Annotated in this window: 9 protein-coding genes; 4 read left to right on the forward strand and 5 right to left on the reverse strand. The window is 70.4% G+C overall.

Going from position 1 to position 12,690, the window contains the following annotated elements:
- Nucleotides 1-36: 36 nt before the first annotated feature.
- From LJE69_RS13940 to LJE69_RS13950, 3 genes are all read right to left on the reverse strand, one after another.
- Complete coding sequence (locus LJE69_RS13940; RefSeq protein ID WP_296926051.1) at nt 37-1,344, reverse strand: PcfJ domain-containing protein; 1,308 nt, start codon at nt 1,342-1,344, stop codon at nt 37-39.
- A gap of 344 nt (nt 1,345-1,688) precedes the next feature.
- Nucleotides 1,689-2,273: a hypothetical protein gene (locus tag LJE69_RS13945; RefSeq protein ID WP_296926053.1), complete on the reverse strand. Its 585-nt coding sequence runs from the start codon at nt 2,271-2,273 to the stop codon at nt 1,689-1,691.
- A gap of 245 nt (nt 2,274-2,518) precedes the next feature.
- The gene (locus LJE69_RS13950; RefSeq protein ID WP_296926055.1) at nt 2,519-3,865 is read right to left on the reverse strand and encodes an aminotransferase class I/II-fold pyridoxal phosphate-dependent enzyme; all 1,347 of its coding nucleotides are present in this window, start codon (nt 3,863-3,865) and stop codon (nt 2,519-2,521) included.
- Between the two features lie 551 nt (nt 3,866-4,416).
- Here LJE69_RS13950 and LJE69_RS13955 point away from each other — a divergent pair.
- The 3 genes from LJE69_RS13955 (at nt 4,417) to LJE69_RS13965 (ending at nt 8,027) form a co-directional block, all read left to right on the forward strand.
- Entirely contained in the window at nt 4,417-5,196 is a 780-nt protein-coding gene (locus LJE69_RS13955) for a molybdopterin-binding protein (protein WP_296926057.1), read from the forward strand.
- A 194-nt stretch (nt 5,197-5,390) separates the two neighbouring features.
- Complete coding sequence (locus LJE69_RS13960; RefSeq protein WP_296926059.1) at nt 5,391-6,056, forward strand: NAD(P)H-dependent oxidoreductase; 666 nt, start codon at nt 5,391-5,393, stop codon at nt 6,054-6,056.
- Between the two features lie 3 nt (nt 6,057-6,059).
- Nucleotides 6,060-8,027: a cation:proton antiporter gene (locus LJE69_RS13965; protein WP_296926061.1), complete on the forward strand. Its 1,968-nt coding sequence runs from the start codon at nt 6,060-6,062 to the stop codon at nt 8,025-8,027.
- A 258-nt stretch (nt 8,028-8,285) separates the two neighbouring features.
- On the opposite strand, the gene LJE69_RS13970 is transcribed toward LJE69_RS13965, so the two are convergent.
- Entirely contained in the window at nt 8,286-8,795 is a 510-nt protein-coding gene (locus tag LJE69_RS13970) for an LEA type 2 family protein (RefSeq protein WP_296926063.1), read from the reverse strand.
- Between the two features lie 368 nt (nt 8,796-9,163).
- Here LJE69_RS13970 and LJE69_RS13975 point away from each other — a divergent pair, with 368 nt between their 5' ends.
- Nucleotides 9,164-9,994 carry a heme-binding protein gene (locus tag LJE69_RS13975; protein WP_296926065.1) on the forward strand — a complete coding sequence of 277 codons (831 nt, stop codon included), beginning with the start codon at nt 9,164-9,166 and terminating at the stop codon, nt 9,992-9,994.
- 422 nt (nt 9,995-10,416) lie between these two features.
- Here LJE69_RS13975 and LJE69_RS13980 read toward each other — a convergent pair.
- Nucleotides 10,417-12,690: glycoside hydrolase family 9 protein (locus LJE69_RS13980; RefSeq protein WP_296926067.1), on the reverse strand; the 2,274-nt coding region annotated here is incomplete at its 5' end.

A 12,690-nucleotide genomic window follows, 5' to 3' on the forward strand; every position in this document is an offset into this window, starting at 1 on the left:
TTGAGTGGTGGCGTCTGTCTCCGCACTCCGCACTCCCTAAAGCCTCGCGGCCTCCAACCACTCCGTCACCGCCCGCCGCGTCGCCGCGCTCACCGGATGATTCCCGGCGCGCAGCAGCTCGCCGATCTGCCAGCGACCGCCGGACCAGCGCACCAGCGACAGGGTCGCGCGCTGTGGCGCCAAGACGCGGTAGATGTAGGTGTCGCCGCCGGCAACGCGCTCGGCGTAGCCGGCGACGCAGTTGTGCTGTTTGTGGCCTTCCTCCACCAGCGCGCGGGGGGCTCGTAGTGGCACGATGGCGTCGGTGCCGAGCACCGGCGGCGGTGGGAAGCGACAGCCTTCGAGGCGTGCATCGTCGAGGCGGGTGTAGTCGCGAGCGAGATCCTGAAACAGGGCGTCGAGGCGCTTGCGCTCGCGGAAGCGCCGCCGCGAGATGTCCGTGCCCAGCGCGTCCGCCATCTGCTGGATGTCCGCGAGCCGCCGCGCCGCGAAGGGGAAGTGGTCCTCCTGCTTATCGGCGAGCACCGCCTCGAACAGCACCGGCGTGGCCAGGGCGCGAAGCTGCGGGTCCAGCAGCAGCGTCAGCACGCCCAGATTTAGGGCCGGCAGGTGCCCCATCACCCGCAGCGCGGCGTCGTCGGCCAGCAGGCGCTTGAGCCCGCCCACCAGCTCACGGCTCATCGCGCCCGGGCGGATCTTGGCCATGGCCTTCACGGCGCGCTTGCTGTCGGGCAGTTCGAGCCGCGCCATGATCTCCGCCTGTTTCAGCGCCACGAGCCGCTCCAGATGCTGGTCACGTTCCGGCTGCGGCGATGCCAAGGTCTGCCGGAAGGCGAGCGCCAGGCAATAGCCCAGCGCCGGGTTGCTGTCAAACAGGTCGCCGCGCTCGCCCAATGCCCGCAGCAGCCGCAGCAGCGGCAGGTGATCGCCGCGAAAGGGCTCGACGCGCCGCGCCACCGGCTTCGGGCAGGTGAAGCGGAAGGCATCGAAGGCCCGCTTGCGCCGCTGTGCCGGCGTCAGCTTCGGCGCCGGTAACGGCGGGGGCGGGGCGCCGGCCGCCAGCTCCAGCGCCAGGGTGAGCTGCCGCGGGTCGGTGGCGGGCGCGGTGGCGCGCTTGGGCTTGCGCCGCGGCCGGTAGGGGCGGATCAGCGGGTAATCGGGCTCGAAGGCCGCCCAGCGCGCGGCGCGGTCGTGCTTGCGCACCGCGGTCAGGTCCGGCCAGGCGCGGATGAGCTGGGTCTCGTCCACCGCGAAGACGTAGAGCGTGTCCTGCTTGAAGCGGGCATCCAGGCGGGCGGCGGGCATGGTGAGGCGCGGTGAGCTAATGGCGGGTGCGTCCAGCATAGGCCGCAACGGGATCAGGGTGCGAGCCCCTCGGCGCCGACGCGATGCAGTTCGCGGGAGACCGGTCTCGGTACGCGCCGCGGTGGCAGTCTTAATCGTCGTCGGATCGTGGGCAGCGATTGCGACAATGACAACGATGAGCGCTGCCCAACGTGCCAAGGCGACGATTACGACTCGTCGGTTCGAGGCCAAGCCTCCCTGGGCGTAGGATGGGCAAAGCGCAGCGTGCCCATCGTTCGGGCGGTTTGCGTCATACCCTCGTGCCCACGCGATCGCTTTGCCCACCCCGCAGCGGATTCTTGCCCGGTCTCGGGCGCCTGGGCGCGAGCAGCGGGCGCGCGTCGTCAGGGGCGCGGCTCGCAGTCGGGTACCGCGCGCTGCCAGAGGGCATTGAGCCCGCGCAGCGAGAAGCCCGGCTCCAGCGCCCGGCCGTTGATCTCGACGGTGACGCGCTGGCCGCGGCGCATCGCCTCGACGAGATCGCGTAGCCCGGCCTGCTCGCCGCCGGCGAAGCGCGGGCGGAAGGTGACGCGGGTCTCGCGCTCGGTCTCGACGATGGCCGCCGGCAGCAGCGCCACGGTGCGCGCCCGCGGGCCGTCGACCCGTAACCGGGCGTCGGCGCGCAGCAGCTCCGCCTGGGTCAGCGCGGTGTCGGCCATGACGTTGACCCGCAGCGGTGCCGCGGGCTTGTCCCGATACAGGGCGATCAGCAGCAGCGGTTCCTGCTCGCTCGCGGCGTGGTCGTAGCCGCCGGTGGTGAGCTCGCAGGGCTCGGCGGGGTCATCGGGGACCATGGCGGACCAGGCGCCGACGTCGAAGCGCGCAACGGCGGTGGCGATGGCGGGCAGTGACAGGAGGGCGGCGAGCACCAACAAGAGCGCGGCTCCGGGCGGGCGGGCGGGTGACGATTCGGCTGCGGGTGGGGGCAAAGACGTGGCCTCGGTGGGGTTTCCGGCGGCGCAAGCCTAGAACAAATGCTGGGGCGGTCGAAACCCGGGGGCGTTTCTTGCGGGCAACGTCGGGTGTGCGCCGTGCACGTTGCGCGACGGCCGCGTCGGCCCGACCCACGGGGGCGGCGCACTGCGCACCGCGCACGCCGCACCGTGGGCGACGGCCGCGTCGGGCCTCCTTGCGTCGGCCCGACCTACGGGAGCCCCGTACTCCGTATTTCCGCTCAGAGCGCCTCGAACCACCGTGCCATGCGCTCGATGCCGGCCATGCAGTCGGCACAGTAGGCGTCGAGGAAATCCGCGTCGGCGATGGCGTCGTCGTTGAGGGCGGCGGCGCCTTGCAGTGCGGCGGCACCGTCGAAGTTGACGTAGGCGAGGCGCAGCGAGAGCTCCGCCGGGGAGCGGCCGAAGTCGCTGCCGGGCAGGACGGCGACGCCGGTGTCTTCCAGGAGCCGCTCGCAGAGCAGGCGCGCGTCGTGGATGCCGCGGGCGGCGAGGCGCTCGCGCAGGGCGCTCAGGTCCGGGAAGAGGTAGAAGCCGCCCTCCGGGTCGTCCAGGTCGCAGCCGGCGGCGCGCAGCCGGGCGGCGATGGCGGGGCCGATCTGCCGCAGCACCCGCCGCGAGCGCTGGAGGTACAGCTCCATGTCCGGGCCGCCGCTGAAGGCGGTGATGGCGGCGTGCTGGATGGGCGCGCTGACGCTGGTGAAGCTCTCGCTGGCGACCACGGCCATGGCGTCCAGCACGCCGCGCAGCTCGGGCGGGAAGGTGAAGGTGCCGAGCCGCCAGCCGCCGGCGCCCGCCCACTTGCTCAAGCCGCCGGAGATGATGGTGCCCTCCGGATACCAGCGGGCGATGGACGCGTGCTGGCCGTGGTGGTGCAGCTCGCCGTAGATCTCATCCGACAGCACCACCAGGCCGTAGCGGCGCGCGACCCGCGCCAGGGCGCGGAGCTCGCCGATGCTGTAGGTGACGCCGAGGGGGTTGGAGGGGTAGTTCAGGATCAGGATGCGCGGGCGGTCCGGGTCGTCGCGGCAGATGGCGTCCAGGCTCTTCGGCGTCAGGCGCCAGCCGTCTTCGCGGCGGGTGTCGATCCAGCGGTGCTGGCGCCCGGCGATGGCCGCCTGGGGCGCATAGGACACCCAGCTCGGGGAGGGCACCAGCAGGTCGCCGTAGAAGCAGAGCTGAAGGATGAACAGGAGCTCCTTGGAGCCCGGCCCGATGAGCACGTCGTCCGCGGTCCGCGCGATGCCCTGCGCCCGGCCGTGGTAGGCAGCCACCGCCTCGCGCAGCTCGTCCAGCCCGCGCACCGGCAGGTAGTCCTTTCGGTGGGCGTTGGCCTTCAGTGCCTCCACCACGCTCGCCGGCACCGGAAAGGGCGACTGACCGAGCCCCATGCGGTAGACCTTGCGGCCTTCGCGCTCCAGCCGCGCGCTGCGCTCGTTGATGGCGAGGGTGGAGGACTGCGACAGCCCGCGGACGTTTAGGCTGATGTGGACGTGCGGGGTAACGGGCCTGCCGGCGGGTTGCTCGCTGGCGATGGCTTCGACGACTTCGAGCGGGACTGCGCTCATGGTGTGGGTGTCCTCACGGTGTCTCTATCGACTGATGACGGGTCCTGGATGCGGCACGGTTGGCGCTTCTTGGTGCATGGAGCCGGCCGATTAGGGTTTTCCCTAGTTGTGCAAGCAAAGAACATGCCTTGCCGCTCGTGGCGGCTGTCGGCAGGCGTGCTCGGGGTCATTGAAGTTTGCGCTCGCTGCAACCCCCGCGGTTGGCGGGCTGACGAGTTGACGGCGCAGGGTGACGCATGGCCGATCGGCGTCGCACCAAGTCGGTGCGCCGGCCTCGCCGCAGAGGTCGCCCCTGCGCCATCGCGGCGCACGGCCCTTGGTCCGGTGGCCGTACTAACCGTGGACGGCCGCGGCCGCCGGCAGCGATGCCGGGTTTGCGGCATCATGGAGTCCCAACTCGCCCAACGCCGCACCGCGCCCATGCAAATCTTCGCCTTCGCCCTAGCTTTCGCAGCAGCCTTCGCACCAGCCGGCCCCAGCTTCCGACACGATGCCCGTTGTTGCCGGCGCGCGCAGCCGAGTCCGCTGCCGGCCGTCGGCGAGAGGCGTACATGAGCACCGCCGCGCCAGCCCCGGGCCGCGCATTCGGCCTCATTGTCATCGGCGACGAGATCCTGACCGGCGCCCGCACCGACAAGCATCTGCCGGTGTTCAAGGCCATGCTCGCGGGGCGCGGCCACGGCCTCGCCTGGTGCTGGATCCTGCCCGATGACCCGCCGCTGCTGACTCGCCAGCTTGCGGCGTCCATGGACGCCGGCCTGCCGGTGTTCTGCTGCGGCGGCATCGGCGCCACGCCGGACGACCACACCCGCGCGTGCGCGGCTGCCGCCGCCGGCGTCGGGCTGGTCCGCCATCCCGAGGCGCTGGCGCTCATCGAAGGGCGCTTCGGCGCCGACGCCTACCCGCACCGCGTGCTGATGGCGGATCTGCCCGAGGGTGCCACGCTGATTCCGAACCCCGTCAACCAGGTGCCGGGGTTCATGCTGCGCGAGCACTGGTTCCTGCCCGGCTTCCCGAGCATGGCCTGGCCCATGGCGGAGTGGGTGCTGGAGCGGTACTACCCGGCCGTGACACCGGGCGGCGAGGCGGCGGTTGCCGTGTGGCGGACGCCGGAGAGCCGCCTGATCCCACTGATGGAGCGCCTGGACGGGGCCTTTCCCGGTCTCAAGCTCTTCAGCCTGCCGCACATGGGCGACGACCCGGCGGACCGACACGTGCTGCTCGGCTTCCGTGGCCGCGGCGACCTCGACGCGGCGATGGCGGCGCTCGGCGCGGCGCTGGACGAGGCCGGCTTGGCCTACGGGCCGCCACCGCAGAATGCCGACGCGTAGACCGCGCTGCGCGCGTAGGTCGGGCTGAGCGAAAGCGAAGCCCGACAGCGAGCGCGCAGATTGGCCTGACCCCGTAACTCGCCTCGCCCGATCTGCCCCCGGATCAGCCAGGCCGTGCGACCGTAAGGATGTTGCTCGGAGTGCCGGTATACGCTGATTGGAACGCCCGCTGATCCTATCCGCCGGGAGTCTCCATGCTCACTCCGTCCGAACCCATCGTGGCGATGCCCACCGCCGGTCGTATCCTGGTGCTGTTCGCCCATCCGTCCCCGGTTCGCTCCGAGGCCAACGCGCCCATGGCCGCCGCCGCGCGCCGGCTGGACGGTGTCACCTTCGTGGACCTGTACGCCGAGTATCCGGCCTTGGAGATCGACGTCGACCGCGAGCAGCAGCGCTTGCGTGGCCACGACGTCATCTGCTTTCAGCATCCGCTGTACTGGTACTCCACGCCGGCGATCCTCAAGGAATGGCAGGACCTGGTGCTGGAGCACGGCTTCGCCTACGGCGCCGGCGGCACCGCGCTGCGCGGCAAGGTGTTCTTCTCGGCCATCACCGCCAGCGGCGCCGAGGCGGCCTACTGCGCCGCGGGCTACCACAACTTCAGCATCCGCGAGTTGCTGCGCCCGCTGGAGCAGACCGCGCGGTTGTGCGGCATGACCTACCTGCCGCCGTTCGCGCTGTTCGGCGCCGGCACCGCGGTGGATGAGGGGCGCATCCACGCCCACGTGGCGGACTGGGTGCGGCTGCTGACGGCGTTGCGCGACGGGCGCCTGGACATGGCCCGCGCGGCGTCACTGCCGCGGCTGAACCACGATCTCGACGGCCTGCTGGGCGCGGTGGGCGCCGCCCTGGAGGGTTGAGCCATGGGCGGGATGCTCTTCCAGGCATTTGTCTACCTGTGCGCGGCGGTCATCGCCGTGCCAGTGGCCAAGCGGCTGGGACTCGGCTCGGTGCTGGGCTATCTCGTCGCCGGCATCGTCATTGGCCCGGTGTTTCACGTCGTGGGCAGCGAGACCGAGCAGCTCCAGCAGTTCGCCGAGTTCGGCGTCGTAATGATGCTGTTCGTGGTGGGGCTGGAAGTGAAGCCGCAGCTCCTGTGGCAGATGCGCGCGCGGCTGCTGGGCCTCGGTGGCTTGCAGGTGCTGGCCACCGCCGGCGCCATCGCCGCCATTGGCATGCTGTTGCTGGAGCACTGGCAGACGGCACTGGCGGCCGGGCTGGTGCTGTCGCTCTCCAGCACGGCCATCGTGCTGCAGACCCTGAGCGAAAAGGGCCTGATCCGCACCGACGGCGGCCAGGCAAGCTTCGCGGTGCTGCTGCTGCAAGACATCGCCGTGATCCCGATGCTGGCGCTCATTCCGCTGCTGGCGGTCCCGCATATGGCCGGCGTCGCCCAGCACGCTGCTGCTGCTGCTGGTGCTGGTGCCGTTCAGGCCGCCGTGGGCGGGCACGGCGCCGATATGAGCCTGGTGGCGGGCCTGTCGAGCTGGGCCTACGCGCTGGTGGTGCTCGGCGCTATGGCGGCGGTGGTGCTGGGTGGGCACTTCCTGAGCCGGCCGCTGTTTCGGTTCATCGCATCGTCGCACCTGCGCGAGAGCTTCACTGCCACGGCACTGCTCCTGGTGGTGGGCATTGCGCTGCTGATGACGCTGGTGGACCTGTCGCCGGCGCTCGGCACCTTCCTCGCCGGCGTGGTGCTGGCGGACAGCGAGTTCCGGCACGAGCTGGAATCCGACATCGAGCCGTTCAAGGGGCTGCTGCTGGGGCTCTTCTTCATCACCGTCGGCGCCGGCATCGACTTCGGCGTGCTGCGCGATCAGCTCTCCACCGTGCTGGCGCTGACCCTCGGCGTCATGGCCATCAAGGGCGCGCTCCTGTTCGTGCTCGGGCGGCTGTTCCGGCTGCGTGCGGCGGACCATTGGCTGTTCGCGCTGTCGCTGGCCCAGGTCGGCGAGCTCGGCTTCGTGCTGCTCGCGTTCTCCACCCACAATGCCGTGATCGCGCCGGAGCAGGCCAAGCTGTTGTCGCTGGTGATCGCGTTGTCCATGCTGCTGACGCCGGTGCTGTTCATCGGCTACGAGTGCCTGGTGCTGCCGCGGCTGCGCGGCGACGCCGAACAGCCGGCCGACGCCATCGACGAGCAGGGCACCGTCATCATCGCCGGGGGCGCGCGCTTCGGGCAGGTGGTGAACCGCCTGTTGATGGCCGCCGGCGTGCGCACCGTGGTGCTGGATCACGACGCGGCGATCGTCGAGCTGATGCGCCGCATCGGCATCGGGAGCTATTTCGGCGACGCCTCGCGCCCGGACCTGCTGCGCGCCGCCGGCATCGAGCAGGCGCAGGCGTTCGTGGTCGCCATCGACGACCGCGACCGTGCGGTGACGTTGGTGGAGTACCTGCGCCGCGAGTTTCCGCGGCTGCGTATCCTGGCGCGCGCCTTCGACGTCGATCACCTCTACCTGCTGCGCACCGCTGGGGCCGACGTGGCCCTGCGCGAGGTCTTCGACGCCTCCCTGGAGCTGGGCGCGGCGACGCTGCGGGCACTCGGCCGGCACCCGTTCGACGTGGAGAAGCTCAAGCGCGCCTTCCGCAAGCACGACATGGAGACCCTGGAAGAACTCTACGAGCTCTGGGACCGGGACCTCGAGCTTTCCAAGAACCGCGCCCTGCTGGAGCGCGTGCGCGCACGCACGGCGGCCGAGCTGGAGCTCACCGCCCGCGATCGCACCCTGCTGCACGACCGCAGCGAGCGTGGCTGGACGCCACCGCCGAGGGGCTACACCGATGCAATGGAGAGCGGGGAATCCGACGACGGACCGACGGCGCCGTAATGTCGCAGGTTGGATGCGCGCAGAGACCCGGCAAGTATTCGGTGCAGGGTGTAGTCGGGTCAGCGCAGCGTAACCCGACGCTTGGCGTTGGTCAGCCGTTGATGGTCGGGTTACGCGATCGCTAACCCGACCTGCCATCCGCTTGATCTCCTGATCATGGCCTTCATCGCGCGGATATTCGATTACGACAACGACAACGACAACGGCAACGGCAACGGCAACGAGGGAGCCCGGACGCGGAATTTCCGCAGCGAAGCACTAGCCCCAAGGCAGCGCGCGACCCGCCGCCCGCAGCAGGTCGTCCACCTTCACCTTCCCGCTGTAGCGGTACGGGATCGGCACGACCCCGGCGACGGTGGCGATGCCGCTGATGTGGTAGTTGATGGGGCCAGACTTGAGCGCCAGCGCCGGGAGCATCCGCAGCGCGGCGCCGGCGTCGGCGAGCACCAGCACCTTCACCGGCGCCTCGCCGAAGGCCGGGATCTGCTTGTTCAGCTTGCCGCCGCCCTCCGCCACCTGGGTGCCGTCCAGCGAGAGCGTGTACGTCATGGCCTTGATGGGCAGCGTCCGGTCGTTCGGGTTCTTGATGTTGAGGCCCACCCGCAGCGTTTGCGCGCCCAGGCCGATCTGCTCCGGCTGAATGGACGTCACCTGAACCTCCGGTGCCTTCCAGTTGTAGGTGACGGTCGCACAGGCGCTGAGCAGTGCGCACAGGATGGCCAGCGCGATTGGCCAATGCGGGGAGATCGGTCTGAGCCCGGTGGCCATCGGACTGCGTGTGTGTGCGCGCGGCGGCGCGGATGGTTGCGTTCTCGTGCGTGTTTTCCTCGTGGATGTATTCACTTCGACGTGCACCTCCCCAACGACGTCACATCGGGCCAGGACGCCGGAGTCCGGACCATGGATGACGAGCTCCGCGGCCGTGGATGCCCGCGAATCGGCCCAGAACGCTCGATCGGTGCGGCGGCGCGGGCGCGGCAGCGTGGCACACGGGCCGTGCATCGCGGGGCTCGTACACCCGTCAGCTTCACGGCGCCGGGCTGCGCTGAATATCAGGGAAAGGCTGCGGACGAGGGCGGTATGTTTAACCAGCTTGACTTGAGGAATCGAACCGAGCGCAGGCCACGGGCCCCGCAATGCGCGCCGCGGCCCTCGCCGCGAGCCTGCACTATTACAGCTTTTGTCCTTACTTTGCGTTCGTTGTCGTTGCCTTCGCGATATTCGACCCGATGTCCACCGTCGCCACGACACCCGAGCTGAAGCCGATGCGTACCACCCTGATCCGGCGCGTTGCCGCGCTCGCTTTACTCCTGCTCACCGGGGCTGCCGCCACCACCGCCATGGCCATCGAAGAACCGAGCTATCGCGTCGTCCAGACCTTTCCGGCGTTCGAGCTGCGCCAGTACGCGCCCTACCTGGTGGCGGAGACAACGGTGGACGCGGGCTTCGACCAGGCCGGTAACCGCGCCTTCCGCATCCTGGCGGACTACATCTTCGGCGACAACCGGGCCAAGGAGAAGATCCAGATGACGGCGCCGGTGACGCAGCAGCCGGCGCCCCCGCAGCCAGCACCCGAGGCGCAGCCAGCGAAGGGCGAGAAGATCGAGATGACGGCGCCCGTGACCCAGCGGCCGGCCGCAGCGGACGGCGTCACCGGCACCGGTGCCCACCGCTACGTGCTGAGCTTCGTGATGCCGCAGCGCTTCACGCTGGACACGCTGCCGCAGCCGAATGATCCACGCGTTAAGCTGCGCCAGGAGCCGGCGCGGCTGATGGCGGTGCGCCAGTACTCGGGGCGCTGGACCGAGTCCAGCTACGGGCGCGAGGAGAAGAAGCTCCTGGACGCCATCCGTGAGCAGGGCTACGAGCCCATCGGCACGCCGGTCTACGCCCGATACAACTCGCCGTTCTCGCTGTGGTTCATGCGCCGCAACGAGGTCATGGTGGCGGTGCGCAAGGCCGATTGAGCGCGTGGCGTACCCCGGTGCGTGAGTTCCGGCCGCGCTGCTCAGGATCGTGCCGCCTCGGCGAGGCGCCGTGTCGCCCACTGGTCGATGCTGGTGCCCTCCACTACGACTGCGCATCCTGCGCGAGGACTCGGCGTGGCTGTCGGCGGGCGCAACGAGCCCCGAGCGGCGTTAGACCCGCGCCCGCGCCGTGGGAGCGCCGTCCCCGGCGCGAGGTGCGTTTGCGAGGCCGATCGCGGCGAAGACGCCGCTCCCACGGGGGCTGCGGCTGTTGAGAGTGGTCTCAACACTTCCGCATAAATGCACTAGTTTGCGGTCATTGCCCAGTGCCCGGGGCGCCGTTGCGTGAAGCGCTTCCAGGACGACTAGCTGGGAACCGGTCGTTGCCCATTGCGCCGCTCGCTGCCCGAGCGCGCTACCCCTCAATACCCGGCCGCGGCCATGATCTGCCGCTGCTGGTCGGTCATGGCCAGGCGCTGCTCGGGGGTGATGGCCGCCTTCCAGGCGTCGGCGGTGTTGCGCAGCTCGACGCCGATCAGCGGCAGCTTGGCGGGTGGGATTTGCGCCACCTGCTGCGGTGGCAGGGCGGTGAACAGGCTCCATTGCTCGAACGCGGCGATCTGTTCCGGCGTCAGCGCGAGTTGCTGCGTGAGGCTCAGACGGCCCACCCAGTAGCGGATGGTGGGGGCGTCGATTGCGGCCACCTGTGCCGGGGTCAGCGCGGCGATGTGGGCATCGGATGCATCCAGCGCGGCGGCGCCGAAGGTGGTGATCTGCTCGGGCGTGAGCCGCGGCACGTCGGCCACCGGCAGGTCGCTCAGGCGGTAGAGGGTGGTGGTGCCGCCGCTGCCGGGGTGCCAGGCGTAGGGCGCTGCCGCGGGTGCCGGCAGGTCGGCGCCGTCGGCGACCAGGCCGAAGCCGACCGCCACCGCGGCCCACTCGCGCACCGTGGTCTCGTTCATGGCGATCAGCTCGTGGTCGTCGATCCAGCGGCGCAGCACCGGGTACGCGCCGGCGTAGTCGCCTTCCACCTCGGGCTGCTCCGGCGGCCAGTAGGCGGCGTTGGCGGCGATGAAGGGCTGGCGGCTGGCGTTCAGGTGCCAGGTCGGGCCGCCGACGGCGAGGCCGCGGATCGGCTCGGGGTTGGCGTCGCTCAGCGAGATGCGGCACAGCGGGTCGTGCACCGGCTTGGCGCCGATGCCGGTCAGGTATACCTGGGACTGTGGGTTGGCGCCGAGGATGATGTCGAGCGCTTGCAGCGCCGTGTCCAGGTATACCGCCTCGCCGCTCAGCCGGTAGCCCTGCAGCAGTGCCAGCGCGCCGATGGGGGAGATGGAGAAGTTGCCCCAGCCGGTGAACGGGATAGCGGGGTGCTTCGGCGAGCGGTAGGCGTCCTGCCAGGCGCGGTTCAGCTTGGTGTCCGCGGCGATCATGATGGCGCGGCGGGCGGACTCCACTTGCAGGATGTCCCGGTTGGAGTAGTCCGCCTGGGTGCCCGCTTGGACGATGGCCCAGTGCGCGAAGGTGGTGTAGGGGGCGCCGCTGAGGTCGATGCTGGTCTCGGTGCGCAGCTCGCGGTAGGCGTCTTGGTAGGCGCCGATGCCGGTGCTGCGGTAGAGCTCGGCGGCCGCCCAGAGCAGGTCCGGCTTGGCGCTGCGCATGGCATAGGTGCCGCCGCCGGGGTACTCGGCCGGGTTCTGATACAGCTCGCCCTCGGGCGGATAGACGGGCTGGGTGGTGGCGAAGGTCCAGGCGCGCTCGGCGGCGAGCAGCGCGGCGTTGGCGTCCTGCGCATCGTAGGGCGCCAGGAGCCGGGCATAGATGGCGGCCATGGCCGCGAACTGGGCCGTGGCGCGGGTGGTCTTCTCGTAGCGAAAGCGCGGCTCGCTCACGTCCGCCGGCAGGCCCAAGTCCCAGTTGGCGCTGGCGATGCGCCAGTAGACGCCGCCGTCGGTGTCCTGCATCTGCATGGCCCAACGCATGCCCCAGGCGAGCTCGTCCAGGATGTCCGGGATGCCGTTGCCGCTTTCGGGGATGTTGAGCTCGCCGTCGGTGAAGTGTCCGGCGGGCGCCAGATCCATGGCGAGCCCGATGAGGCCCCACACCGGCGCCGCGTTGTGGATGTATTGGCCGTAGTCGCCGGCGTCGAACCAGCCGCCGGTGACGGGCCGGTATGCGAAGGGCTCCTCGCCGGCGTTGAGCGGGTAGGTGGCGAGGATCGGGTGGTTGATGGCGTCCAGCAGCGGGTCGATGCCGGCGCGCTCGAAGCCGGGGTCGGCGAAGGGCGCCGTCAGCTCGGCGTTGCGCTTGTGGTAGAAGACGCGCATCGTGGTCCGCCAGACGTCGGCGTAGACGTCCTCGGCGATCCGGAACGGATAAGACAGGCCGATGCCCGGCACCCGCAGCCGATAGCGGCCCGGTGTGGTGAGCGAGCTGAAGTCCGCGGTGTAGACGTCCTCGCCGCTTTTGGGGTCGGCGGCGGCGCGCAGCGCCAGGCTGCCCGTGAGCACCACAACGCCAGTGTCGGCGTCGAGCACCTCGAAGCCGTCCGCGTCCACCGGCATGGGGCCGATGTCGCCGAGCCAGTTGCCGACGAAGCCCAGCTTGGTGGCCGCCGGCAGGTAGCCCACCTGGTTGACCTGGATGCTGCTGCTGACGGTGTCCTCGGTAAAGCTCAGCGGGAGCTCGGGCTCGGC

This window comes from Thiohalocapsa sp. (genome assembly GCF_022340605.1).
GTDB lineage: Bacteria > Pseudomonadota > Gammaproteobacteria > Chromatiales > Chromatiaceae > Thiohalocapsa.

Coding starts and splice junctions, on each gene's coding strand:
- LJE69_RS13965 (WP_296926061.1), top strand. CDS start 6,060: ATGGGCGGGATGCTCTTCCAGGCATTTGTCTACCTGTGCGCGGCGGTC.
- LJE69_RS13950 (WP_296926055.1), bottom strand. CDS start 3,865: ATGAGCGCAGTCCCGCTCGAAGTCGTCGAAGCCATCGCCAGCGAGCAA.
- LJE69_RS13940 (WP_296926051.1), bottom strand. CDS start 1,344: ATGCTGGACGCACCCGCCATTAGCTCACCGCGCCTCACCATGCCCGCC.
- LJE69_RS13975 (WP_296926065.1), top strand. CDS start 9,164: ATGCGCGCCGCGGCCCTCGCCGCGAGCCTGCACTATTACAGCTTTTGT.
- LJE69_RS13955 (WP_296926057.1), top strand. CDS start 4,417: ATGAGCACCGCCGCGCCAGCCCCGGGCCGCGCATTCGGCCTCATTGTC.
- LJE69_RS13960 (WP_296926059.1), top strand. CDS start 5,391: ATGCTCACTCCGTCCGAACCCATCGTGGCGATGCCCACCGCCGGTCGT.
- LJE69_RS13970 (WP_296926063.1), bottom strand. CDS start 8,795: ATGGCCACCGGGCTCAGACCGATCTCCCCGCATTGGCCAATCGCGCTG.